Source organism: Plantibacter sp. CFBP 13570, assembly GCF_014841395.1.
In the GTDB taxonomy this organism is placed as follows: domain Bacteria; phylum Actinomycetota; class Actinomycetes; order Actinomycetales; family Microbacteriaceae; genus Plantibacter; species Plantibacter auratus.
On sequence record NZ_JACYTW010000009.1, the window covers coordinates 78,023 to 101,188 of the forward strand.

The 23,166-nt window shown below is 69.0% G+C and carries 24 protein-coding genes; 12 read left to right on the top strand and 12 right to left on the bottom strand.

Annotated features, from left to right (window positions below; translation table 11 throughout):
* The first annotated feature begins 70 nt into the window (after positions 1–70).
* The 9 genes from IFT89_RS05325 (at position 71) to lnt (ending at position 10,234) form a co-directional block, all read left to right on the top strand.
* Complete coding sequence (locus IFT89_RS05325; protein ID WP_240043848.1) at positions 71–775, top strand: HAD family hydrolase; 705 nt, start codon at positions 71–73, stop codon at positions 773–775.
* On the top strand, positions 772–1,836 hold the full coding sequence (locus IFT89_RS05330; RefSeq protein WP_086473243.1) for a tRNA (adenine-N1)-methyltransferase: 1,065 nt from the start codon (positions 772–774) through the stop codon (positions 1,834–1,836). The genes IFT89_RS05325 and IFT89_RS05330 overlap by 4 nt, the downstream gene beginning before the upstream one ends.
* Before the next feature lie 71 nt (positions 1,837–1,907).
* Complete coding sequence (locus IFT89_RS05335) at positions 1,908–2,864, top strand: FKBP-type peptidyl-prolyl cis-trans isomerase (RefSeq protein ID WP_202938433.1); 957 nt, start codon at positions 1,908–1,910, stop codon at positions 2,862–2,864.
* Positions 2,865–2,942: 78 nt separating this feature from the next.
* On the top strand, positions 2,943–3,983 hold the full coding sequence (locus IFT89_RS05340) for a helix-turn-helix transcriptional regulator (protein WP_202938434.1): 1,041 nt from the start codon (positions 2,943–2,945) through the stop codon (positions 3,981–3,983).
* Positions 3,976–4,986 carry a helix-turn-helix transcriptional regulator gene (locus IFT89_RS05345; protein WP_137241644.1) on the top strand — a complete coding sequence of 337 codons (1,011 nt, stop codon included), beginning with the start codon at positions 3,976–3,978 and terminating at the stop codon, positions 4,984–4,986. Before IFT89_RS05340 ends, IFT89_RS05345 begins: the two co-directional genes overlap by 8 nt.
* Before the next feature lie 81 nt (positions 4,987–5,067).
* Positions 5,068–5,337 carry a Sec-independent protein translocase subunit TatA gene (tatA, locus tag IFT89_RS05350; RefSeq protein WP_085510936.1) on the top strand — a complete coding sequence of 90 codons (270 nt, stop codon included), beginning with the start codon at positions 5,068–5,070 and terminating at the stop codon, positions 5,335–5,337.
* 138 nt (positions 5,338–5,475) lie between these two features.
* Positions 5,476–6,237, top strand: a complete 762-nt coding sequence (tatC, locus tag IFT89_RS05355; protein WP_071260381.1) for a twin-arginine translocase subunit TatC — start codon at positions 5,476–5,478, stop codon at positions 6,235–6,237.
* Positions 6,234–8,654: a DEAD/DEAH box helicase gene (locus tag IFT89_RS05360; protein ID WP_202938435.1), complete on the top strand. Its 2,421-nt coding sequence runs from the start codon at positions 6,234–6,236 to the stop codon at positions 8,652–8,654. Before tatC ends, IFT89_RS05360 begins: the two co-directional genes overlap by 4 nt.
* On the top strand, positions 8,651–10,234 hold the full coding sequence (gene lnt, locus IFT89_RS05365; protein WP_307783441.1) for an apolipoprotein N-acyltransferase: 1,584 nt from the start codon (positions 8,651–8,653) through the stop codon (positions 10,232–10,234). Before IFT89_RS05360 ends, lnt begins: the two co-directional genes overlap by 4 nt.
* Before the next feature lie 60 nt (positions 10,235–10,294).
* On the opposite strand, the gene IFT89_RS05370 is transcribed toward lnt, so the two are convergent.
* The 4 genes from IFT89_RS05370 to IFT89_RS05385 form a co-directional block, all read right to left on the bottom strand.
* Positions 10,295–10,657 carry an RNA polymerase-binding protein RbpA gene (locus tag IFT89_RS05370; protein ID WP_064296965.1) on the bottom strand — a complete coding sequence of 121 codons (363 nt, stop codon included), beginning with the start codon at positions 10,655–10,657 and terminating at the stop codon, positions 10,295–10,297.
* Positions 10,658–10,784: 127 nt separating this feature from the next.
* The gene (locus IFT89_RS05375; protein WP_307783442.1) at positions 10,785–11,561 is read right to left on the bottom strand and encodes a glycerophosphodiester phosphodiesterase family protein; all 777 of its coding nucleotides are present in this window, start codon (positions 11,559–11,561) and stop codon (positions 10,785–10,787) included.
* 7 nt (positions 11,562–11,568) lie between these two features.
* Entirely contained in the window at positions 11,569–12,588 is a 1,020-nt protein-coding gene (locus IFT89_RS05380) for an SPFH domain-containing protein (RefSeq protein ID WP_202938436.1), read from the bottom strand.
* Between the two features lie 2 nt (positions 12,589–12,590).
* Positions 12,591–13,082, bottom strand: coding sequence for an NfeD family protein (locus tag IFT89_RS05385; RefSeq protein ID WP_192017919.1), 492 nt, complete (start codon positions 13,080–13,082; stop codon positions 12,591–12,593).
* Positions 13,083–13,276: 194 nt separating this feature from the next.
* Here IFT89_RS05385 and IFT89_RS05390 point away from each other — a divergent pair, with 194 nt between their 5' ends.
* A complete protein-coding gene (locus IFT89_RS05390) occupies positions 13,277–14,041 on the top strand; it encodes an SDR family oxidoreductase (RefSeq protein WP_202938437.1) in 765 nt (254 codons plus the stop codon).
* 69 nt (positions 14,042–14,110) lie between these two features.
* Here the strand turns inward: IFT89_RS05390 and IFT89_RS05395 are convergent, their stop codons facing one another.
* The gene (locus IFT89_RS05395) at positions 14,111–14,704 is read right to left on the bottom strand and encodes an HdeD family acid-resistance protein (protein ID WP_194644641.1); all 594 of its coding nucleotides are present in this window, start codon (positions 14,702–14,704) and stop codon (positions 14,111–14,113) included.
* A 167-nt stretch (positions 14,705–14,871) separates the two neighbouring features.
* Between IFT89_RS05395 and IFT89_RS05400 the strand changes: the two genes are divergently transcribed.
* Positions 14,872–17,244, top strand: a complete 2,373-nt coding sequence (locus IFT89_RS05400; protein ID WP_202938438.1) for an ATP-binding cassette domain-containing protein — start codon at positions 14,872–14,874, stop codon at positions 17,242–17,244.
* 120 nt (positions 17,245–17,364) lie between these two features.
* On the opposite strand, the gene IFT89_RS05405 is transcribed toward IFT89_RS05400, so the two are convergent.
* The 4 genes from IFT89_RS05405 to IFT89_RS05420 form a co-directional block, all read right to left on the bottom strand.
* Complete coding sequence (locus IFT89_RS05405; RefSeq protein ID WP_229938910.1) at positions 17,365–18,060, bottom strand: response regulator transcription factor; 696 nt, start codon at positions 18,058–18,060, stop codon at positions 17,365–17,367.
* On the bottom strand, positions 18,057–19,268 hold the full coding sequence (locus tag IFT89_RS05410; RefSeq protein WP_192017916.1) for a sensor histidine kinase: 1,212 nt from the start codon (positions 19,266–19,268) through the stop codon (positions 18,057–18,059). The genes IFT89_RS05405 and IFT89_RS05410 overlap by 4 nt, the downstream gene beginning before the upstream one ends.
* A gap of 63 nt (positions 19,269–19,331) precedes the next feature.
* Positions 19,332–20,153 (bottom strand): ABC transporter permease, encoded by an 822-nt coding sequence (locus IFT89_RS05415; RefSeq protein WP_202938439.1) that lies wholly within the window; start codon positions 20,151–20,153, stop codon positions 19,332–19,334.
* 32 nt (positions 20,154–20,185) lie between these two features.
* Positions 20,186–21,088 (bottom strand): ABC transporter ATP-binding protein, encoded by a 903-nt coding sequence (locus tag IFT89_RS05420; protein ID WP_202938443.1) that lies wholly within the window; start codon positions 21,086–21,088, stop codon positions 20,186–20,188.
* Positions 21,089–21,350: 262 nt separating this feature from the next.
* On the opposite strand from IFT89_RS05420, the gene IFT89_RS05425 reads away from it, so the two are divergent.
* The gene (locus IFT89_RS05425; RefSeq protein WP_202938440.1) at positions 21,351–21,929 is read left to right on the top strand and encodes a TetR/AcrR family transcriptional regulator; all 579 of its coding nucleotides are present in this window, start codon (positions 21,351–21,353) and stop codon (positions 21,927–21,929) included.
* Positions 21,930–21,949: 20 nt separating this feature from the next.
* On the opposite strand, the gene IFT89_RS05430 is transcribed toward IFT89_RS05425, so the two are convergent.
* The 3 genes from IFT89_RS05430 to IFT89_RS05440 all read right to left on the bottom strand — a co-directional run.
* Positions 21,950–22,174, bottom strand: coding sequence for a hypothetical protein (locus IFT89_RS05430; protein ID WP_133059937.1), 225 nt, complete (start codon positions 22,172–22,174; stop codon positions 21,950–21,952).
* An 84-nt stretch (positions 22,175–22,258) separates the two neighbouring features.
* Positions 22,259–22,969, bottom strand: coding sequence for a dihydroxyacetone kinase phosphoryl donor subunit DhaM (dhaM, locus tag IFT89_RS05435; protein WP_192004873.1), 711 nt, complete (start codon positions 22,967–22,969; stop codon positions 22,259–22,261).
* A partial coding sequence (locus tag IFT89_RS05440; protein WP_202938441.1) for a DAK2 domain-containing protein occupies positions 22,966–23,166 on the bottom strand: 201 nt, incomplete at its 5' end. The genes IFT89_RS05440 and dhaM, both read right to left, overlap by 4 nt.

Here is a 23,166-nt window from a genome sequence, read left to right on the forward strand (position 1 = left end):
CGGTGCACGGGGACCTTCCGCGACCATCCATCCAGGATAGGCGCTTCGCCACCCGGTAGCATGGCACCCCGTGACCACTCTCCTCCCTGCCGCAGTCCTCTGGGACATGGACGGCACCGTCGTCGACACCGAGCCCTACTGGATGGAGGCCGAGACCGAGCTGGTCGCGGCCCACGGTGGCACCTGGACCCATGAGGACGGCCTCCTGCTCGTCGGGAACGGACTCTGGGACTCCGCCGCCGTGCTCCAGGGCCGCGGCGTCGCGCTGGACGCGGACACGATCGTCGCCCACCTCACGGACCACGTCCGGCGCCTCATCCAGGAACGCGGCGTCCCGTTCCGTCCCGGCGCCCAGGAGCTGCTCCACGAGCTCCGGGAGGCCGGCGTGCCGACCGCACTCGTCACCATGTCGATCCGGTCCATGGCCGAGGACATCGCGAGCGGCATCCCGTTCGACGCATTCGACCTCATCGTCGCCGGCGACGAGGTCGAGCAGCCCAAGCCCCATCCGGACCCCTACCTCAGGGCCGCCGAAGCACTCGGCGTCGACCCGCGCGAGTGCATCGCGATCGAGGACTCCGCCACCGGTCTCGCGTCCGCGCTCGCGGCGGGGACCATCGCCGTGTCCGTCCCGCACATCGTGCCGATCCCCGAGGGCCCGCACCACACCACCTGGGACACCCTCGCCGGGCGCTCCGTCGCCGACCTCGCCGAGCTGCGCTCGACCGCGAGCGGCACCACCCACCACCCCGAGACAGAGGCAGCACAGCGATGAGCGCGAACCACCAGCCGGCGAACAGCGGCCCCTTCCGCGAGGGTGACCGCGTGCAGCTGACCGGACCGAAGGGGCGGAAGAACACCATCACGCTGGAGGCCGGCAAGGTCTTCCACACGCACCGCGGGATGATCGAGCACACCACGATCATCGGCCTGCCGGACGGCAGCGTCGTCGCCAACACCGAGGGCATCGAGCACCTCGCGCTCCGGCCGCTGCTGGTCGACTTCGTGATGTCGATGCCTCGCGGTGCCGCCATCATCTACCCGAAGGACGCGGCCGAGATCATCGGCCAGGCGGACATCTTCCCTGGCGCGACGGTCGTCGAGGCCGGTGTCGGTTCCGGTGCGCTCTCCCTCTGGCTCCTCCGGGCCATCGGACCGTCGGGCAGGTTGGCCTCCTTCGAGCGTCGGGACGAGTTCGCCGACGTCGCCCGCGGCAACGTCGCGACCTTCTTCGGCTATGACCCGCAGAACTGGTCGGTCACGGTCGGCGACCTCCAGGAGACCCTGCCCGACACGATGCCCGCCGAATCCGTCGACCGCGTGGTGCTCGACATGCTCGCACCGTGGGAGTGCCTCGACGTCGCGTGGGAGGCGCTGAAGCCCGGCGGCGTGATCCTCTGTTACGTCGCCACCGTCACCCAGCTGTCCCGGGTCGCCGAGGCGATCCGAGGGACGGGCGGCTTCACGAACCCCCAGTCGAACGAGACCATGATGCGCGGGTGGCACGTCGAGGGACTCGCCGTGCGACCGGACCACCGGATGATCGGACACACGGGCTTCCTCATCACCGCACGGAAGCTCGCGCCCGGTACGGTCCTGCCCGAGCTCAAGCGACGCGCCTCGAAGAGCGACTTCAGCGCCGAGGACGTCGAGCTGTGGACGCCGGGCGCCCTCGGGGAACGCTCCGCGAGCGCGAAGATCCTGCGGAAGCGCGCCAGGAGCGCCGGGGCGAGCGCCGAGCTCTCCCGTGCGCGGGGCCTCGACGGCGAGAGCGCGGGGCCCGACGGGTCGGTCGAACCGTCCGCCGCTGAGCCGCCGCTCGGCGACGATCGTTGACCCCGGTTCACGTCGACTAAACTGTGCGACGGCGACCTGCCGTCCCACCCGTACCACCGAAACGAGGATCCGTGCGCACTGCACCAGCTCTCATCGCCGCAGCAGGCCTCCTGCTCGTCTCCCTCACCGGGTGCACCGCGCCGGGTTCGGCCTCGTGCGACACCGCGGCGTCCGCCGGCGACGCGACGAAGCTCATCAGCGTGTCGGGCGACTTCGGCGCCACCCCGAAGGTGGAGCTCCCGAAGCCGCTGTACACGAAGACGACGGAGCGCCAGGTCGTGATCCAGGGCGACGGTCAGCAGGTCTCGGCCGACGGCACCGTCAACCTCAACCTGATGCTCCTCAACGGACGCACGGGCGATGTCCTGCAGCAGACGGACTTCAACGGGCCCGCGAGCACCCTCATCGCCCTGTCCGGAAGCCTCCCCGGCTTCGCGAAGGCGTTCGCCTGCACGACGGTCGGATCCCGCGTCGTCGCGGCGATCTCACCCGAGGACGCGTTCGGCCCGAGCGGTGGCAGCGAGGCGAACGGCATCAAGAAGGACGACGCGATCATCCTCGTCGCCGACATCCAGGGTGCGGCGCTGCCCAAGGCCGACGGTGCCGAGCGCCCGATCCCGTCGGGGTTCCCCTCCGTCGTGACCGCTCCGAACGGTCAGCCCGGTATCACCATCCCGGCGGCCCCCGCCCCGACCGAGACGAAGCACACCCTGTCCCGTGTCGGCGACGGTGCCACGGTCAAGGCCGGCGACCAGGTCATCGTCAACTACACCGGCGTGCTGTGGGATCAGAAGAGCGTCTTCGACAGCAGCTGGGAGAAGGGCCAGCCCCTCGTCTTCCAGGCCGACGGCGGTCAGATGATCAAGGCCTTCAACGACGCGGTCGTCGGCCAGCAGGTCGGCTCGCAGATCATCCTCGTGGTGGCGCCGAAGGACGGCTACGGCGAGCAGGGTTCGGGCAGCGTCCCGGCCGGCGCGACACTCGTGTTCGTCATCGATGTGCTCGGCACCCAGCGCGCGGCGAAGTAACCGACACGCCTCGGAGACGGCCCGTCCCACGCCCGCGTCGCGGGTGGGGGACGGGCCGTCCGTCGGTAGACTGGACCGGTGTCCTCAGCCCGCGAGTCCCCGAAGCCGGTCCCGGTGGAGGAGCGACTCTTCAGCCTCGTGCTCGCGCTCCTCGCCACGCAGACCGGCCTGACGAAGAACGAGATCCTGTCGACCGTCCAGGGGTACCGCCAGCAGTATTCGAGTGGCGGCGGCAACGCCAGCCTCGAGCGACAGTTCGAGCGCGACAAGGACAACATCCGCGAACTCGGCGTCCCGCTCGAGACGATCGAGCAGCCGGGCGAACCCGGCAACAACCAGTCGATGCGCTACCGGATCCCGAAGGGCGCCTACGAGCTTCCCACCGACGTCCGGTTCACCCCGGCGGAGCTGTCGCTGCTGTCGCTCGCAGCCACCGTGTGGCGCGAGGGGTCGCTCTCCGGCCAGTCGCAGCGAGCGATGACGAAGTTGCGGTCGCTCGGCATCGAGCCCGATGAACCGATCATCGGATACGCGCCGAGACTCCGCACCCGGGAGGCCTCGTTCGAACCGCTCGACGCAGCGCTCGAACGACGGTCAGTGGCCACCTTCCCCTACCTGAAGCCCGGCGAGGCCCGGCCACGCGTCCGCACCGTCGCACCGCTGGCACTCGTCCAGCACGAGGGTCGCTGGCACCTCTACGCGACCGACCGGACGGTGGACGAGCCCCGGACGTTCCTCCTGTCGCGGATCGTCGGTCCGGTCAAGCCGACGGGGGAGTCGTTCCCCGCCGACGCCCGCGACCACGCCGCCGACGCGATCGACGGCCTGCGCCGTGTGTCCTCGTCGCAGCGCGCCCTCGTCCGTGTCCGGCCCGGAACCGACGCCGCGGCCCGCCTCGGCAACCGCTACGGCGTCAGCGACACGGAGCGCACGGAACTCACCATCCCGTACCTCGACCACCACATCCTCGCCGACGAGCTCGCCGGGTTCGGCCCGGAGGTCGTCGTCCTCGACCCTCCGGCGCTCGTCGAGGCCGTGGCGTCCAGACTCGAGCTGGTCGTCGCCCGCCACCGCTCGACGGACGACGCACCACACCCCGAGGAGACCGCCCGTGGCTAAGCGACCGGCGGCGCCCCGCGCCCAGGACAAGCTGATCTTCCTCCTCTCGCTCGTGCCGTACCTCATCGACCGCGAGCGGGTCACGGTCGACGAGGCCGCGCGGCACTTCGGGCTGTCCCCGCGCCAGATCCGAGAAGCGGTCGAGCTCTTGACGGTGTCCGGCGTGCCGGGCGACACCCGGCAGTACCTCGCCGGCGACCTCTTCGACATCGACTGGGGCAGCTTCGAGGAGGACGACGAGATCGTCCTCACCCACCGGGTCGCCCTCGACGACAGTCCCCGCTTCTCAGCCCGCGAGGCCTCCGCCCTCATCGCCGGCCTGCAGTCGCTCCAGCGCCTTCCCGAGTTCGTCGACAGCGACGTCATCGGCGGCGTGATGGCCAAGCTCGCCCGCGGGGCGTCGTCGGCACCGGGCCAGCTCGCGGTCACCGAGTCCTACTCCGCACACGCGGTCGGCATCATCCGGTCGGCTCTGGCCGCCGGCCACAGCGTCGCGTTCGACTACGTCGACGCGAGTGGGGCGACCGAGGCGAGGCTGGTGGACCCGCTGCGCCTCGAGTCCCAGGACCAGGACTGGTACCTCTACGGGTGGTGCCACCTGCGCGAGGCGACGCGTCGCTTCCGTCTCGATCGGATGACCGAGCTCCGGGAGACCGACGCCGAGGTCGTGTTCCGCGAAGCGGACGTCGTCGTCCCGACCGCGTTGTTCGAGCCGAGCGACTCTGACCGCAACGTCACCGTGCTCGTCCGACGCTCGGTCCTGCCGCTCATCGACGACTACGTGGTCGCCGTCGACAGCGCGCCAGGCGGCCCCGCAGCCCGCGAGGACAGCGACGCCGAGGTGACCGCGACCCTGCGCCTCGCGCACCATCACGGCCTCAAACGACTGGTCGCCGCACACCCCGGGCTCATCACCGTGCTCGGCCCGGCGGACGCGCGCGACGCGGTCGCCGATTGGGCGGCCGCCGGTCTCGCGCAGTACCGCACGACATCCGGGAGCTGACTCCCGAGACTCCCGGCAGGAGAGCGGGAGATGCAGGGTAGAGTGAGTGGACCTCGACCTCGAAGATCAGGAACGAAGACTATGTTCGGCAACGCATTCACCGGGTGGCACCTCGTCATCATCCTCCTCATCGTCCTGCTGCTGTTCGGAGCACCGAAGCTCCCGGGTCTCGCCCGCAGCGTCGGCCAGTCGATGCGGATCTTCAAGAGCGAGGTCAAGAGCATGCGCGACGACGAGCCCGCCTCGCCCGACGCGACTGGCACGGTTCCGCCCGCGAGTGCGGCACCCGCCGACCCGACTCCGGCCGCGACGGCCCCGCAGAAGCCGACCGACCCGCCGGTCAAGCCGTAACCCTGAGGACCACCCGAGCCCGATGACGCCAGCACCTGGCCCCCGACGAGTGCGCCTCGAACACACTGCTCAGGAACGGACGATGTCGCCGTGGCCCTGACCGAGAAGCGTCCCAAGAAACAGAACCGCGAAGGGCGGATGTCCCTCGGCGAGCACCTCGTCGAGTTGCGGAAGCGGCTGTTCTACTCCGCCATCGGCATCATCGTCGGCATGGTCGCGGGTTTCATCGCCTCCGAGTGGATCATCGAGGCGATGAGCGCCCCCATCCTCGTCATCGCCGACGATCGCGGGCAGGCGTTCCTGAACTTCACCAACGTCACGAGCGCGTTCGACCTCCGGATGAAGATCGCCCTCACCGCCGGCGTCGTCCTGTCCAGCCCGGTGTGGCTCTACCAGATCTGGGCGTTCCTCGTGCCCGGCCTGACGCGCAAGGAGCTGAAGTACGCGATCGGGTTCTTCGCGACCGCCGTGCCGTTGTTCCTCGCGGGCTGCTACGCGGGCTGGTTCGTGTTGCCGCACATCGTCGAGCTCATGCTCGGCTTCACCCCGACGGCAGCGGCCAACTTCCTCGACGCCACCACCTATTACGACTTCGTCCTGAAGCTGGTGCTCGCGGTCGGTGTCGCCTTCGTCCTGCCCGTGTTCCTCGTCCTGTTGAACTTCGTCGGCGTGCTCTCCGCAGCGGCGATCATCAAGGCGTGGCGGGTCGCGATCCTCGTCATCGTGCTCTTCACGGCCATCGCCACGCCCGCCGCCGACATCGTGTCGATGTTCGTCCTGGCGATCCCGATGGTCCTGTTGTACTTCGCGGCCTACGGCGTCGCCGTCCTCCACGACCGCAGTGCGGCCAAGCGACAGCGACGCATCGACGCCGAACTCGGCAGCGCGGGGCTCGCATGAGCGACACCGCTTCGCCTGCCGAGCGGTATCGGGCAGCAGCGGTCCGGAACGCGACACCGAGGCTCCAGGAGTTCCGCGCGAGGCAGCGTTTCGACCTGGACGCGTTCCAACTCGAGGCGTGCGAGCGGATCGAGAACGGCAGCAGTGTCCTCGTCGCCGCACCGACGGGGGCCGGCAAGACCATCGTCGCCGAGTTCGCGATCGCCCTCGCCATGCACGGCGACCGCGGCAAGGTCTTCTACACCACGCCGATGAAGGCGCTCAGCAACCAGAAGTTCCAGGAGCTCACCGCCGAGTACGGGTCCGAGCACGTCGGCCTGCTCACGGGCGATACGAACGTGAACGGCAACGCCCGCATCGTCGTCATGACGACCGAGGTCCTCCGCAACATGCTGTACGCGGACTCCGACGCGCTGACCGATCTCGCCTTCGTCATCATGGACGAGGTGCACTACCTGGCGGACCGGTTCCGCGGAGCGGTGTGGGAAGAGGTCATCATCCACCTCCCGCAGGCCGTCCGGATGGTGTCGCTGAGCGCGACCGTGTCGAACGCCGAGGAGTTCGGCGACTGGCTGCAGGCCGTCCGCGGCGACACCGCCGTCATCGTGTCCGAGGAGCGCCCGGTGCCCCTCACCCAGCACGTGCTGATGCGGAACAAACTCATCGACCTGTTCGCCGCACCGAGCCTCGCCGACACCCATCAGGTCAACCCGGAGCTCGTCCGCATGGCGCAGTTCGGTGGCCGTGCACCGAACAGCCGTCAGTACAAGGACGTCAGCCGCTACAACCAGCGCCGAGCCCCGCATCGGGCCGAGAAGCTCGACCGTGGGCATTTCGTCCAGATGCTCGACGACCACCACCTGCTCCCGGCGATCTTCTTCGTCTTCAGCCGTGTCGGGTGCGACCAGGCGGTCAAGCAGGTCCTCCGTTCGGGCATCAGGCTGACCGAGGCGCACGAACGCGACGAGATCCGCCAGATCGTCGACGAGCACTGCCGGACCCTTCTCGACGAGGACCTCGCCGTCCTCGGCTACTGGGAGTGGCTCGACGGTCTGGAGCGGGGCGTCGCCGCCCACCACGCCGGTCTCCTGCCGGCGTTCAAGGAGGTCGTCGAGGAGCTCTTCCGGCGGAAGCTCGTGAAGGTCGTCTTCGCGACCGAGACCCTCGCGCTCGGCATCAACATGCCGGCCAGGACGGTCGTCCTCGAGAAGCTCGAGAAGTTCAACGGCGAGGCACGCGTCCCGATCACCCCGGGGGAGTACACCCAGATCACGGGGCGTGCCGGACGCCGTGGCATCGACGTCGAGGGCCACGCCGTGATCCAGTGGACCGAGGGGCTGCACCCGCAGTCCGTCGCCTCGCTGGCCTCCCGACGCACCTACCCGCTCAACTCCAGCTTCCGCCCGACCTACAACATGGCGGTCAACCTGATCGACCAGTTCGGCCGTCAACGCACCCGTCAGATCCTCGAGTCGTCCTTCGCGCAGTTCCAGGCAGACCGAGCCGTCGTCGGGATCGCCCGGAAGGTGCGCGAGCAGGAGTCCTCGCTCGCCGGCTACGAGAAGTCCATGTCGTGCCACCTCGGGAACTTCGTCGAGTACGCGGGCATCCGGCGCGAGCTCACGGACCTCGAACGCAAGGGCGAGCCGAACGGCTCGCGCGCGTCGAAGGACCGTCGCCAACGCAAGCTCGCCGAACTCCGCAAGCGCATGCGGGCTCACGCCTGCCACGTCTGCCCGCACCGCGAGGACCACGCTCGCTGGGCGGAACGATGGTTCAAGCTCAAGAAGCAGACCGACCAGCTGCGACAGCAGATCCAGACGCGGACGGGCGCGGTCGCTCGTGTGTTCGACCGTGTCGTCGACGTGCTGCTCGAGTACGAGTACCTGGCACGCGACGAGCACGGCGCAGTCGTCGTCGCGGCTCCCGGACGCACCTTGAAGCGCATCTACGGAGAACGGGACCTCCTCGTGGCGGAGTGTCTGCGCACCGGTGCGTGGAACGAACTCGATGCCGCGTCCCTCGCCGCGATGGCCGCCGCGATCGTGTACGAACCACGGCGTGAGGAGCAGAACACCCCGGAGCGCTTCCTGCCCCGCGGCCCGTTCCGCTCCGCGCTCGAACGGACGCAGGACCTCTGGAGCCGGCTCGACGACAGCGAACGGGAGCACCGCCTCCCGGGGAGCAACCCGATCTCGACCGGTCTCTCCCTCGCGATGCACCAGTGGGCCAAGGGTGCGAACCTCGACACGGTGCTCATCGAGGCGGAACTCGCCGCCGGCGACTTCGTGCGGTGGTGCAAGCAGACCATCGACCTGCTCGATCAGCTCCGCGTCGTCGACGGACCGGTGGGTCGTCATTCGCGTGAGGCGCTGGACTCGATCCGACGCGGCATCGTCGCGTACAGCTCGCTGTGAGGCCCCTGCACCGTCGGAACCACCGGCTCCGACCGATCGACGCGCTGGTCGACCGTCGTCCGCCGCTCCCGCTCTGGCTCGCGGCCGTCGTGGCCATCGCCGCCGGCCCGGTCCTCGACGCCGGCTTCCCGGACCGCGGGGTCTGGCCCCTGACGTTCGTCGGCATCGCCCTCGTCCTCCTCACCCTCATGGGGCGCAGCGTCGGCGGTGCGCTCCTCGTCGGCTTCCTGGCAGGGGAGTCTTTCTACCTCATCCACATCGAGTGGGCGACCGCCTACCTGGGTCCCGTCCCGTGGGCGGCACTGTCGACGCTGGAGGCCATCTTCTTCGCGCTCGGAGCCGTGCTCATCACCCTGGCGTACCGCTGGGTGCCGCGCGCCTTCCCCGGGATCGGGGGGCGGGTCTGGTTGACCGCCGCGGTCGTCGCCGCCCTGTGGACCGCGCGCGAGACGCTCGTGAGCACCTGGCCCTACGGCGGATTCCCGTGGGCGAGGATGGCGCTCAGCCAGTCCGAGAGCCCGTTCGCACCACTCGTGGCCTGGGTCGGGTTCTCGGGGCTGTCGTTCCTCATGGTGCTGCTCGTGGCACTCGCCCTCCAGCTCGCGGCGACCGCCGAGCTCCCGACGGTCAGCCGGGTCGGGACCGCGGTCCTCGCGGTCATCGCGGTGCTCGTCGTGCCGGCATGGCCGACGGCGACGACCGGGAGCATGCGGGTGGCTGCCATCCAGGGCAACGGCCCCGCCGGCTACTTCGACGCCGCAGCACCCGGCACCGTCATGCAGACCCAGATCGACGAGACGCTGCAGGTGCTCGACGCGGACGTCGACGTCGTGGTCTGGCCCGAGGGCAGCGCAGACCTCGACCCGCAGCGGGTTCCTCAATCGGCTGCAGCCCTCGACGCGTTGAGCCGTCGCATGGACGCACCGTTCGTCGTCGGTGCGATCTCCCAACGCGGCGACCGCTACTACAACTCGTCACTCCTCTGGGACGCCTCGGACGGCGTCCGCGACGTCTACGACAAGAAGCACCCGGTCCCGTTCGGTGAATACGTCCCGGACCGGAAGTTCTGGGAGCCGTTCGCACCCGACCTCATCGGCCTCATCCAGCGCGAGTACACCCCGGGCACGAAGGACAACGTCTTCGACATCGACGGCGTGCTCGCAGGGATCAGCATCTGCTTCGACATCGCCGACGACCAGCTCACCCGCGACGCGGTGGCGGGCGGCGCGCGGATCGTGTTCGCCCAGACCAACAACGCGGACTTCGGGCAGACGGACGAGAACCAGCAACAGCTGGCGATCGCACGGCTCCGGGCGATCGAATCGGCTCGGTCCGTGGTGAACATCTCCACGGTGGGGACCAGCCAGATCATCGGGCCCGACGGCTCGACGATCGACAGCATCCCGGCCTTCCGCCCCGGCTCAATGGTCTCCGAGGTGCCGCTGACGGACACGGTCACGCCGTCGATGGCCTTCGGTCACCAGCTCGAGATGTTCATCGGTGGCATGGGACTCGCGTCGCTGGTCCTCGCCGGTTTCGCCGGCAGGCCCCGGCGCGTCCCGAACCGGCCCCGGACATGACGATCGGCTGATCCGGTACCGGATCAGCCGATCGAGGGGAGGCCTGTCAGGGGCTCGGTGTCACGCGCTCTTCTGCTGGCCGCGACGGGCCCGGAGATACGAGAGGCGCTCTTCGAGCAGCTCCTCGAGCTCATCGCGCGAGCGGCGCTCGAGCAGCATGTCCCAGTGGCTGCGGGGCGTCTTCACATCACCGCGGTCGACGACGACGGGCTTCGAGTCGACGAGGAGGACGGCCTCCGCACCGCAGTGCCGGCACTCCCACAGTTCGGGGACTTCCGCATCGGCGGCGAAGGTCATGGTGGTCTCGCGCTCGCAACTCTGACACCGGTAGATGTGGTTGCTCCGCGCCGAGAATATGACGCCCTCTTCCGTTTGTAGACTCTGGGCGCCCAGGCGCATTCCGCGCAAACTGCGATCTGCCATTGTGTGGTCTCCTCTCGCTCGGCATCCACAGTTATAAACCCACAAGCTGGGTAAACTGTTCCGTTCACCCATCTGGCTATCAGCTCATGCCCAGCTGCAGCCACGCCGGATGCGGAGAGCTGAGCCGTCAGCGCGAGCGGACCACGTCGAGCGCGAGATCACAGCGGTCGGTGACGAGGCCGTCGACACCGAGATCCAGCAGTCGTCGCATGTCGTCGGGGTCGTTGACCGTCCACACGTGCACCTCGATGCCGAGGGCATGCATCTGTGCGAGGAGGCGCTTCGTCACGACGGGTACGCCGCGGAACCGTTCGGGCACCTGGAGCGCCTGGACACCGGCGAGCGACCGACGAAGTGCTCCACGGAGCCCGAGGGCGGCTGCGGGGAGGACGCGGAGCAGGATCCGGGCCGACGCCGAGGAAGCCACGGAGCCGGCGCCCGCCTCCCGTCCCACGGCCCGTACGATCGCGGAACGTCTGCCCTCATCGAAGGAGGTGACGAGCACCCGATCGGCGGCGTCGGCACCGATGATCGCGGCAGCCGCCGGTGCAGCCGCGGCCGCGGCCTTGATGTCGAGGTTGAAGCGTGCTCCGGGGAACTCGGCCAGCGCCTCCGACAATGTCGGGATGCGATCGCCGCCGAGGTCGATCCGCTGGAGTTCCGCGAGTTCGAGGTCGGCGATCGGTCTCGGATCGCCGGTGATGCGGCGCAGGGACGGGTCATGGAAGAGGACGGCATGTCCGTCGCGCGTGCAGTGCGCGTCGGTCTCGACGTACTCGGCGCCGGCCGCCAGGGCACGGCGGAAGGACGACAGCGTGTTCTCGGGGACCCCCGGCCCGGCCAGCCCTCGATGGGCGAGGACCCGAGGGCCGGCCGGACGGAAGTAGGGGAGGACCACTGTCACCGCGTGCTCAGCCCTCGGGCTGGACGGGAGTCGTCGGCGCCGGTGGCGTCCGGGGTGACGCGGCCGGCGCTGTGGTGAAGGAGGGCGTCTGCGCAGCTGCGGCCGCCGCCCGTGCCGTGGCCGCAGGGTCGCGGGTGTTGCCCGGCCCGAAGGCGGAGCCGATGCCCTTGAGCGCCTCGGTCAGTTCGCTCGGGATGACCCAGAGCTTGTTCGCCTGGCCTTCCGCGAGCTTCGGGAGCATCTGCAGGTACTGGTAGCCCAGGAGCTTCTCGTCGGGGTCGCCGTCGTGGATGGCCTTGAACACCGTCTGGATGGCGGACGCCTCACCCTGAGCACGGAGCACGGCTGCCTGGGCATCACCCTCGGCGCGGAGGATCTCGGCCTGCCGCGCACCCTCGGCCGTCAGGATCGCCGACTGCTTGGTGCCCTCGGCGGTGAGGATGAGGGCTCGACGGTCGCGCTCGGCCCGCATCTGCTTCTCCATGGAGTCCTGGATGGAGAGCGGCGGGTCGATCGCCTTGAGCTCGACGCGTCCGACGCGGATACCCCATTTGCCGGTCGCCTCGTCGAGCACGATGCGGAGCTTGCTGTTGATCTCGTCGCGGCTCGTCAGCGCCTCCTCGAGGTTCAACCCACCGACGACGTTTCGGAGCGTCGTCGTGGTCAGCTGCTCGACGGCACCCAGGTAGTTCGCGATCTCGTACGTGGCGGCTCGGGCGTCGGTCACCTGGAAGTAGACGACCGTGTCGATCGAGACGACGAGGTTGTCCTCGGTGATGACCGGCTGCGGCGGGAAGGAGACGACGGTCTCGCGCAGATCGATGAGCGGCCGCAACCGGTCGATGAAGGGGATGAGCAGGTTCAGACCCGGCAAGAGGGTCTTGTGGTACTTGCCGAGCCGCTCGACCACGCCGGCGCTCGCCTGCGGGATGATGCGGATGGATCGGAACAGCACCACCAGCACGAAGATGACGACGATGGCCGCGATCACCCAGCCGATGATCGCTCCTGATGAGACGTCGTTCACGACTACTCCTTCTGCTCGCCCAGCGGTGCCGGGTGGGTTGGGACGGGGACGACGACGGCGGTGGCACCGTCGACGACGGACAGGACGATGCGCGTGCCGGGCTCGAGGGACGACGAGGGGGAGTCGTGCGGGGTCCTGGCGGTCCAGACCTCGCCGTTGCCGAGCTTCACCTGGCCACCGTGCGGGGTGACCGTCGAGAGCACGAGCCCCGGCATGCCGAGGAGCGCGTCGACGTTGCTCTTCGCCGGGTCCGCGCCGCGTTGCAACGCTCGGAGCAGCGGCGGCCTGACGGCCAACAGGAGCAGGAGGGCGGCAGCGGCTGCGATGAGCAGCTGGAGCCACCACGGAGCGCCGAGGAGGCCGGAGAGCAGCCCGACGGTGCCGCCGAGCGCGAGCATGAGGAAGGTGAACTCGAGCGACAGGATCTCGATGATGACGAACACGAGGATCAGGACCAACCAGGCGATCCAGGCGTACTCGGTGATGACGTCCATGGTGCGGATTCCTCCCGGATCGGCTCTCGCGTCTGCCGCCTCGCAGTCCGGGGGAGCGCGAGACGGTGCGCCGGTCGGGTTCAACGCTATCAGCTGGGCGGACCACCGAACCGGATCCGTCTGCCGGTTGTTGGTAAGGTCGTTGGCTGGAACCAGCCGCCGATGAGCGGCCCCAGATCTGAAGGAGCCCTCACGTGACGAACCCCCTGGCCGCCGGATCACTCTCCGGGAAGAACGTCCTCGTGACGGGCTCGTCCCGCGGCATCGGTGCCGACACCATCCGGTACTTCGCCGGTGCCGGCGCCAACGTCGTGATCAACTACCGGAACAAGGAGGCTCGCGCCGTCAAGCTCGCCGACGAGGTGCGAGCCCTCGGCGTGCAGGCCCTGGTGGTCGGAGCCGACCTCACCGACCCCGCGTCGGTCGCCGCCATGTTCGCGACGACGAAGACCGAACTCGGCGACCTCGACGTCCTGGTGCTGAACGCCTCCGGAGGGATGGAGAGCGGCATGGCCGAGGACTACGCCATGCAGCTCAACCGGGACGCACAGGTGAGCGTCGTCGAACACGCTCTCCCCTTGCTCCGCCCCGGCTCGCGGATCGTGTTCGTCACGAGCCACCAGGCGCACTTCATCCGGACCACGCCGACGATGCCCGAGTACGTGCCGGTCGCGACCTCCAAGCGCGCGGGCGAGGATGCGCTCCGCGCCAAGCAGGACCAGTTCGACGCCGCCGGTGTCGAGTTCGTGGTCGTCTCGGGCGACATGATCGAGGGGACCATCACCGCGACCCTCCTCGAACGCGCCAACCCCGGTGCGATCAGCTCCCGCAAGGAGTCGGCCGGTCGTCTCTACAACGTGGGCGAGTTCGCGGCCGAGGTCGCCTCGGCCGCCGTGGACCCGATCCCCGAGGACCACACCCGCTACGTGGGGGACACGAGCGACTTCATCGCCGAGTAGGCGACGATCCTGACACGACGAACGCCCGGTCCCTCGAGGGGCCGGGCGTTCGTCGTCCTGCCACCCGGGTCAGCCGGCGAGACCGGCCCGCTTCACCTGCTTGCCGAAGGTGATCGCCTGGATGATCTCGACGACGCCGGCCGCGATGAGGAAGAACGCGGTGACGAGCAGCAGGGTCACGGCGGCGAGCAGCGGGTTCGCGAGCACGAACACGCCGGCGACGACGCTGATGACGCCGTAGAGGATGGTGATCCACCGCGACACGTCCGGTGCCGAGTCGAACAACGAGGCCACGCCCTCGACGATCCAGGAGACACCGATCACGAAGACGAGTGCGCCGATGCCGAGCAGCGGATCGATGAAGATGTAGACGCCGGCGGCGAGCAGCAGCACACCGAACACGATCGTGAGGACCCGCCAGAGTCCGCCGTGCTCCCGAGCGACGACGCCACGCGTGATGCGGGCGATCCCGGCGACCAGGAAGTAGACGGCGAAGATCCACGCGACGGCGACCAGCGAGGCCTTCGGCGCGACCAGCAGGAAGACACCCAAGAGGATCGTGAGGATCCCACCGACGGCGAAGGCCCATCGGACACCGGAGATCTGGCTCGTGGTCAGCTTGGCGGAGTTCAGCGTGTAGGTGGTGGTGGATGATTCGGACATGGTCGGCTCCTGACGGTGGACAGTGCGGCGCTCCCGAGCAGACCGGGTGCGTTCCACCAGTGTGACGCATTCACACAGGTGTTTCACAGCATGACCTTCCATGTCGCGCGGGCCCGGTGCCGATCCAGGCGAGACGCCAGCAGATGACGACGGATACGCTGATCGCCATGACCGAGACGCCGATGCACACCAGGGCCGCCGACAGCCACGACGTCATCCGGGTCAGGGGTGCCCGCGAGCACAATCTGCGCGACGTCGACGTCGACCTCCCGAAGCGCCGCCTCACCGTGTTCACGGGTGTGTCCGGCTCGGGGAAGAGCTCACTCGTCTTCGGGACGATCGCCGCCGAGTCGCAGCGGATGATCAACGAGACCTACAGTGCGTTCGTCCAGGGCTTCATGCCGTCGCAGGCGCGGCCCGACGTCGACGTGCTCGAGGGACTCACCACGGCGATCATCGTCGACCAGGAGCGGATGGGCGCGAACTCGCGTTCGACGGTGGGTACGGCGACGGACGCGAACACCATGTTACGCATCCTCTTCAGTCGGATCGGAGACCCATCCATCGGGTCTCCGCAGGCCTTCTCCTTCAACGTCGCCTCGATCAGCGGCGCCGGAGCGGTGACCATCGAGCGCGGGGGACAGAGCACGAAGGAACGGCGGAGCTTCTCGATCACCGGCGGCATGTGCCCGCGGTGCGAGGGGATGGGGACCGTGAACGACATCGACCGTTCCCAGCTCTACGACGCCACGAAGTCGCTCAACCAGGGCGCGCTCACGATCCCCGGCTACACACCCGACGGCTGGGGCGTGCGGATCTTCACCGGATCCGGATTCCTCGACGCGGACAAGCCCATCCAGGACTACACGGAGCGGGAGCTCCACGACTTCCTCCACAAGGAGCCGGTGAAGGTCAAGGTCGGCGACATCAACATGACCTACGAGGGCCTGATCCCGAAGGTGCAGAAGTCGTTCCTCTCGAAGGACCGTGAGGCGATGCAGCCGCACATCCGCGCATTCGTCGACCGCGCCGTCACCTTCACCACGTGTCCGGCGTGTGAGGGGACCCGCCTGAGCGAGGGCGCACGGAGTTCGCGCATCGCCGGTCGGAACATCGCCGAACTGTGCGCGATGCAGATCAGCGACCTCGCGGCGTGGATCCGGGCGCTCGACGAACCGTCGGTGCGCCCACTCCTGACGGTCCTCCAGGAGACGCTGGACTCCTTCGTCGCCATCGGGCTGGGGTACCTGTCGCTCGACCGCACGACGGGCACTCTCTCTGGTGGGGAGGCGCAGCGGACGAAGATGATCCGCCATCTGGGGTCGTCGCTCACCGACGTGACCTACGTGTTCGACGAGCCGACCGTCGGACTGCACCCGCATGACATCCAGCGGATGAACGAACTGCTCCTCCGACTCCGCGACAAGGGGAACACCGTCCTCGTCGTGGAACACAAGCCGGAGACGATCACGATCGCCGACCACGTCGTCGACCTCGGCCCCGGTGCCGGGACCGGCGGGGGACAGGTGACGTTCCAGGGGAGCGTGGACGGCCTCCGGGCGAGCGACACGCTCACCGGACGTCACTTCGACGACCGCGCAGCGCTCAAGCCGGCGCTGCGTCGACCGACCGGTGTCATCGAGATCCGCGGCGCCGACCGGCACAACCTGCAGGGCGTCGACGTCGACGTGCCGCTCGGCATCCTCGTGGTCGTCACGGGAGTCGCCGGCTCGGGCAAGAGCTCCCTCATCCACGGCTCGGTCGCCGGGCGTCCCGGTGTGGTGACGGTCGACCAGAGCCCGATCCGCGGCTCGCGTCGCAGTAACCCGGCGACGTATACGGGTCTGCTCGAGCCCATCCGCAAGGCGTTCGCGAAGGCCAACGGGGTCAAGCCGGCGCTGTTCAGCTCGAACTCGGCGGGAGCCTGCCCGAACTGCAACGGTGCAGGTGTCGTCTTCACCGATCTCGGCGTCATGGCGAGCGTCTCGACCGTCTGCGAGGTGTGCGAGGGTCGCCGATTCGATGCTTCCGTTCTGGAATATCAGTTGGGGGAGCGGGACATCAGCGAGGTGCTCGCGATGTCGGTGACGGAGGCCGAGGCCTTCTTCGCCGACGGGCCGGCCCGGACGCCAGCCGCGCACGTCATCCTGGCGCGACTCGCCGACGTCGGGCTCGGCTACGTCAGCCTCGGACAGCCGTTGACGACCCTGTCAGGAGGCGAACGACAGCGACTCAAACTGGCGACGCAGATGGCCGATTCAGGCGAGGTCTACATCCTGGACGAGCCGACGACGGGGCTGCACCTCGCCGACGTGGAGAACCTGCTCGGGCTCCTGGACCGACTGGTGGACTCCGGCAAGTCGGTCATCGTCATCGAGCATCATCAGGCGGTCATGGCGCATGCGGACTGGATCGTCGACCTCGGACCCGGCGCAGGTCATGACGGCGGACGCCTGGTGTTCAGCGGGACGCCCGCAGCGCTCGTCGCCGATCGCTCGACACTGACCGGAGAACATCTCGCTCGGTACATCGGCTCCTGACGCGCCCCGGTCGTCGTCGCGATCCTCAGGTCGGAGATGCAGGCCGACGTGACCCGATCCGACCCCGCTCGCGGCGGGCTGGAAAGAGCTGATAATGCACATTATGTCAACTCACCCGAATCAGCCCCGCCCCGCGGCTCGGGTTCGGATGTCCTGTCCCAGGATCACCGCGTGGACCCGGTCGCGGAGGTGCAACTTGGCGAAGATCCGGTTGACGTGCGTTTTGACCGTGGACGGCGACAGGTGGAGTGCGTCGGAGATCTCACGATTCGACAGCCCGACGACGATGCATCCGAACACGTCGAGCTCGCGCGGGCTGAGCGGGTCCAGCGGGTGGGCTGTCCCACCTGCTCCCCCGTGCTCGCGCGACCGTCCACCGGAGGCATAGTGCTCGATGAGTCGCTTCGTGATCCTGGGTTCGACGACGGCATCGCCGGCATGGATCGTCCGAACAGCCTCCTGCAATTGGTCTGGTGGGGTGCTCTTCAGCAGGAAGGCGCTGGCGCCGGCGTGGAGGCCTCCGAACGCGTACTCGTCGATGTCGAAGGTGGTGAGGATGAGGACGCGTGTGGCCGGGTGGACCGTGGTGATGATCCTGGTCGCTTCGACGCCGCCCATGCCGGGCATCCGCACATCCATGAGGACGACGTCCGGTCGCAGTTCCCGTGCACGCCGAATCGCCTCCTCACCTGTCGCCGCCTCCCCCACGACCTCGATGTCGGGCGCGGAATCCAGGGTCAGCGCGCTGCCCACCCGGACGAGTTCCTGGTCGTCCACCACCAGCACGCTGATGATCGAGGGACTGGTCGTGCTCACGTCGCTGCTCCTCGGTCGATGTGCAGCGTCACGCTCGTCGACCAGCCCCCGCCCGCGCACGGACCTGCTTCGCTCGTGCCGCCGTACGCCGCGGCTCGAGCGGCGATACCCGGGAGCCCCTGCCCACTCCCCTGGCTCGGAGCGCGAGTTCGGTGGGTGTCGATGCGGCCGTCGTCGGTGACCCGCACCGCGACGGTGCCGGGCGCCACGTCGATGCCGACCTCGACTCGCGTGGGGCCGACGGCGTACCGCAACACGTTGGTGAGCGACTCCTGGACGATCCGGTAGACCGTCGTCACCAGAGCGGGCTGCTCCGGCATGGCCCCGCCGGAGCGTGTGAGCGTGACGGGCATGCCGGTGCTGCGGAAGATTTCGACGACCTCCTCCACGTCGGAGACGTTGTGTCCCGACCGATGCAGGCGCTGATCCAGCACCGCATCGCCCTCTCGGAGTACCTGCAGGACGCGGTTCATCTCGCCCAGCGCGCTGCGCCCGACACCACCCAGCTGCTCAAGCGCTCGGGCCGACCGCCCGGGGTGCCGTTCCCAGCCGCTGGACGCCCCGTCCGCGAGGGAGATCATCGTCGACAGCGAGTGGGCGACGACATCGTGCATCTCCGCGGCGATCCGCTGCCGCTCCACCACCCGCGCCGTGGTGAGTCGTTGGTTCACGAGTTGCGTGAGGGCCGCTCGGCGCTGCGTCACACCGCGGGCGGCGACACCTGCGGCAAGAGCGAGCAGCGCCAGCGGTTCCAGCAACGACGGGGCCTGGGTCGACCCCGTCATGAGCAGACGGACGAGCAGTCCCGAAGCGGGGAGCCCCACGAGGACCACGTAGCCCGACAGCGCGGCTCTGGTGGGCAGCATGGCGGCTACCGTATACAGCGCGACGGCGGCGGGCAGCGTCACCGGTGCGACGGGGGCGGGCAAGAGCACACCCGCCGTGTTCGCGAGCGCGACGGCGACGAGGATCGCCCGCGGATACCGACGCCGCCACAACAGGAGCACGCTCGAGAGGATCACCAACGGCAACCCCGGCCAGAGCGATTGCGCACCCGGCAGGACCAGCCCGAGCGCCTGGACCAGGAGACAGGTCCCAGCGACCAGTGCGTCGACCACACGCCGGTGGGCGCTGAACCAGCGCAGCATGCGTGTGCCGAGGACACGGTCGACCTCCGCGGCGTCCACGATCGGCTGGATCGCACTCATACCCTTGCCACCTCCACGCTGAGCTCGGCTCTCATTCTCCCTCGCGCACCTCGTGGGCACCGTTCAGGCGTCCCGGCGAAGGAACGTGATCGCTGCGACGACGAACGACGCCAGCGTCCAGATCAGCAGAACGGCATACCCGGTCCACGGTCCCATCGGGTCCGTACCGGTCGGGGCGAGGAGCAGGGAGCCGACCTGGATCGGGAAGAAGCGGGTGATCTCGGTGCCGTATTCGGAGAACATCTGCGGGATCACCGGCACGATGAGGAGGAACACGATCGTCGCGAGCACCGCGGCGACGACGTTGCGGATGATGGTGCCGAGTGCGATTCCGAGGATGCTGATGGTGGCCAGATAGAGCCCGGATCCGAGCACCAACCGCGCCAGGTCGGGTGTCTCCAGCACATAGCCGTACCCGCCCCCTGCCAGGATGATGGGCGCGAGCGCGAACCCGACGGCTGCGCTGACGACACCGATGAGGAACGAGACACCCGCGATGATCGAGGCCTTCGCGACGAGCACCGCCGTCCGGCGCGGAACCGCGAGCAGCGTCGTGCCGATCTGAGCGGACCGGTACTCGTTCGTGATCATCAGGACGGCGAGCACCGCGAGGACGATGCCGACGTAGCCGGTCTTGTCGACGATCATCTCGGGGTAGGCGTCGTAGTCCGCCTTCGGTGACCCGCGGTCGCGGAAGACGTACGCCCAGGGCATCGCGATCCCGTTCGCGGTCAGCAGCAGGAACGCGAATCCTGCGAGGACGTGGTTCGAGGCGAGTCCACGGAACTTGATCCATTCGGAGACGATGGTGCCGCCGAGGCTGACATCGCTTGCGGAGAAGCGCCGCACGACGGGTGCTGCGGCCATGCCGGTGGTGGTGCTCATGAGGATGGTGTCCTTTCGAGGGGGACGCGACGTCAGGCGGAGACGAATTCCTGCGCGTCGCGGGTGAGTCGGTTGTAGGCCTCTTCGAGGGTCTGGCGCAGGGGCGTCAGCTCAGTGATCAGCACTCCCGCCTCGTGCGCGGCACGGGCGATCTGCTCCGCGGAGAGGCCCTCCACGTCCAGCACGCCCGGCTCGCTCGACGCGACGGTCGCCCCCGCTGAGGTGATCCGGCGAGTGAGTGCAGGCGCATCGAGAGTGCGAACACGGACACGACCGTCTCCCTGCTCGGTGAGCGAACCGATGGGAGCGTCCGCGATGATCTCGCCGCGACCGATGATGATCACGTGGTCCGCGATGAGCGCGAGCTCGTTCAGGAGGTGCGAGGACAGGAACACCGTCCGCCCCTCGGCCGCCAGCCGGGCCAGGAGCTCCCGGACCCGGGTCACGCCCTCGGGGTCCAGGCCGTTGACCGGCTCGTCGAGGATGAGCGTGCCCGGATCGCCCAGCAGTGCCGCGGCGATCCCCAAGCGCTGACCCATCCCCAGGGAGAACCCGCCGACCTTCTTCCTGGCGACCGCGCTGAGACCCGTCGCCTCGAGCACCTCGTCGACGCGCGAGCGCGGAATGCGGTGCGTCGCCGCGATCGAGGCGAGGTGGTTCAGCGCCGAGCGCGACCGGTGCGCCGCCCTCGCGTCCAGCAGAGCACCGACCTCGCGCAGCGGCGCGGCGAACGCTCGGTACTCAGAGCCGTCGATACGTGCACGACCAGCGGTGGGACGGTCGAGCCCGACGATCGAACGCATCGTCGTGGACTTGCCGGCGCCGTTCGGCCCCAGGAACCCGGTGACCTTGCCCGATTGGACACTGAAACTCACATCGCGCACCGCGTACGTGCCTCGGTATGCCTTGGTCAGCCCCTCCACGTCGATCGTCATGGCGTCTTCCTCCTGCTCGTAGCGGTTGCCTCGTGCCATCGACGCTACGGACGCGTGTGCGTCGGCGACTGCCAACCAGGGGTTGATCGTCATCGTCGGACTCAGCGGCGAACTGACCGCCGAGCGTCCGACCGTGAGGGAGCACCGCCTTGCGCTCCGAGCTGCGCGACATGATCGATCAGCCGGGAAGTCGGCTCTGACCTGGAACGAATTGATAGAGTGTGTGCTCTAGAGTGAGAGCTCTAGGAATACGGGAGCAGTCATGCCGAGAATCGTCGACCCACAGCGGTTCACCGCGCGCCAGACCGCGATCCTCGGTGCGGCCTACCGCTGCTTCGCCACCGAGGGGTATGAGACCACCTCGACGGCGGACATCTGCCGGGCGGCGGACATCTCCTCGGGGACCCTGTTCCACTACTTCCCCACCAAGCTCGACATCCTGGTCACGCTGCTGCGGGTGAGCGCCGCCTGGACCGAGGAGCAACTGCACCTCGCCACGCGAGCCGGGCCTGGGCGCCCTGCGTTGGCCACCTATCTCGGCGCACTCGACCGCCAACGGGCCGCCGACCAGACGGTCGGTTTCGCTCGCGCGGTCCAAGGGATGGCGCATCTCCACGCCGTGGCGGCCGTCCTCGAGGTCGAGCGGGACATGGTGGACCGCTTCCTCCTCGACCACATCACCGAGGCGGTTCGCACCAGCGCTGCCCGCTCCGACGCCACGCCGGAGCAGCTCGTCCGATGGGTGCGCTGGCTCGTCGACGGCAGCGCACTGCACGAGACGCCGGCTTCGAGCACAACGGGTGTCAGCGTCGCCGTCCGGTCGTTGCTCCTCCTCGGATGACGGCGTAGGCCACCGGGTCGTCAGGCCGACGGAGCAGGTCGATCGGGGTCCTGGTCCCAGAGCGGCATCCCGAACTCGTTGACCGGGACGGCGGACTGCGCCGGGTCCGGAAGCCGCTCCCCCGTCGGGCAGGTCATGAAGTGATCGTGCCCGGAGGAACGGTCGAAGGTGTGCTCGGCGAGCGGATGGCCACAGACCGTGCACTGGCGGTCTTCGGTGTCCGACGTCTTCGTCTGCTCGTTCATGCGGGTCATGCTACGCCGACCGTCGGCGTCGACCACCCCGTTGCGCACGGGGCGTCGACCTGCTTCCGCCTCGAGCGCGACCCGTCAGACCTCTCCGAAGCCGGATTCGATGAGCGACGCCAGTGCCCCGATGGCATCCTTCGCGTCCGGACCGTCCGCCTGCAGCTCCACGACCGCCCCTTTGACGAGGCCCAGTGACATGATCCCGAGCAGGCTCTTGGCGTCCTTCCCGTTCACGACCACCTTGGCCGCGAACGTGCTCGCCAGCTTCACGAACTCCGCAGCGGGTCGAGCGTGGAGCCCGTCCTTGTTCCGCAGGGTCACGGAGGCTGCGGCGTGGGGCGCTGTCGGGTCGTCGGACCCACCCGCCCGAGTCGCCTCGTCGGCGCCGTGCTGGGCAGGGTCACCGCCGGCTGCAGACCGCGCGGCGTCCACGACCTCGTCGAGCGACGCGCCGGTCTGCGCGGCCACGGCTGCGGCGACCCCGCCTTCGACGAGCGGGGCGTCGACGATGCGTACCCGGCCTCGGACGTCGTCGTCGAGGAAGTCGAGTGCCGTCTCAGCGGTCAGGATCGCCGATCCCAGATCGCACAGCACCACCACCCCGGCCCCGGAGTCCACGGCGGCGATCCCGGCGGACACCAGCTCGAAGCTCGTGCCGATCCCTCCCTCATCGGTACCGCCGGCTGCGGCGAGGGCCGCGTCGGGCGCCATCTGCCGCGCCAGGGCGATGAGCCCCTCCGCGATCAGCGCGCTGTGCGAGACGAAGACGAGGCCGACGGCTCCCCCGCTCATGCAGCACCCTCCCCAGCGGCGGCAGCCGCCGCTTGCAGGAGATAGGAGGTGGACTGCGCCCCAGGGTCGCGGTGCCCGATGGCCCGTTCTCCGAGGTAGCTGGCGCGCCCCTTGCGGGCGACGAGCGGTTCGGTCGCGGCGGCGCCACCCCACGCGGCGTCCGCGGCTGCGGCCAGCACCCGTGCCGGCGACTCCCC

Bases quoted from the DNA above. Each gene is read 5' to 3' on its own strand.
- IFT89_RS05400 (WP_202938438.1), top strand. From the start codon at position 14,872: ATGACCGAGACGCCGATGCACACCAGGGCCGCCGACAGCCACGACGTC.
- IFT89_RS05330 (WP_086473243.1), top strand. From the start codon at position 772: ATGAGCGCGAACCACCAGCCGGCGAACAGCGGCCCCTTCCGCGAGGGT.
- IFT89_RS05425 (WP_202938440.1), top strand. From the start codon at position 21,351: ATGCCGAGAATCGTCGACCCACAGCGGTTCACCGCGCGCCAGACCGCG.
- IFT89_RS05385 (WP_192017919.1), bottom strand. From the start codon at position 13,082: ATGGACGTCATCACCGAGTACGCCTGGATCGCCTGGTTGGTCCTGATC.
- IFT89_RS05410 (WP_192017916.1), bottom strand. From the start codon at position 19,268: ATGAGTGCGATCCAGCCGATCGTGGACGCCGCGGAGGTCGACCGTGTC.
- IFT89_RS05395 (WP_194644641.1), bottom strand. From the start codon at position 14,704: ATGTCCGAATCATCCACCACCACCTACACGCTGAACTCCGCCAAGCTG.
- tatC (WP_071260381.1), top strand. From the start codon at position 5,476: ATGTCCCTCGGCGAGCACCTCGTCGAGTTGCGGAAGCGGCTGTTCTAC.
- dhaM (WP_192004873.1), bottom strand. From the start codon at position 22,969: ATGAGCGGGGGAGCCGTCGGCCTCGTCTTCGTCTCGCACAGCGCGCTG.
- IFT89_RS05430 (WP_133059937.1), bottom strand. From the start codon at position 22,174: ATGAACGAGCAGACGAAGACGTCGGACACCGAAGACCGCCAGTGCACG.
- IFT89_RS05360 (WP_202938435.1), top strand. From the start codon at position 6,234: ATGAGCGACACCGCTTCGCCTGCCGAGCGGTATCGGGCAGCAGCGGTC.
- IFT89_RS05415 (WP_202938439.1), bottom strand. From the start codon at position 20,153: ATGAGCACCACCACCGGCATGGCCGCAGCACCCGTCGTGCGGCGCTTC.
- IFT89_RS05370 (WP_064296965.1), bottom strand. From the start codon at position 10,657: ATGGCAGATCGCAGTTTGCGCGGAATGCGCCTGGGCGCCCAGAGTCTA.
- tatA (WP_085510936.1), top strand. From the start codon at position 5,068: ATGTTCGGCAACGCATTCACCGGGTGGCACCTCGTCATCATCCTCCTC.
- IFT89_RS05420 (WP_202938443.1), bottom strand. From the start codon at position 21,088: ATGACGATCGACGTGGAGGGGCTGACCAAGGCATACCGAGGCACGTAC.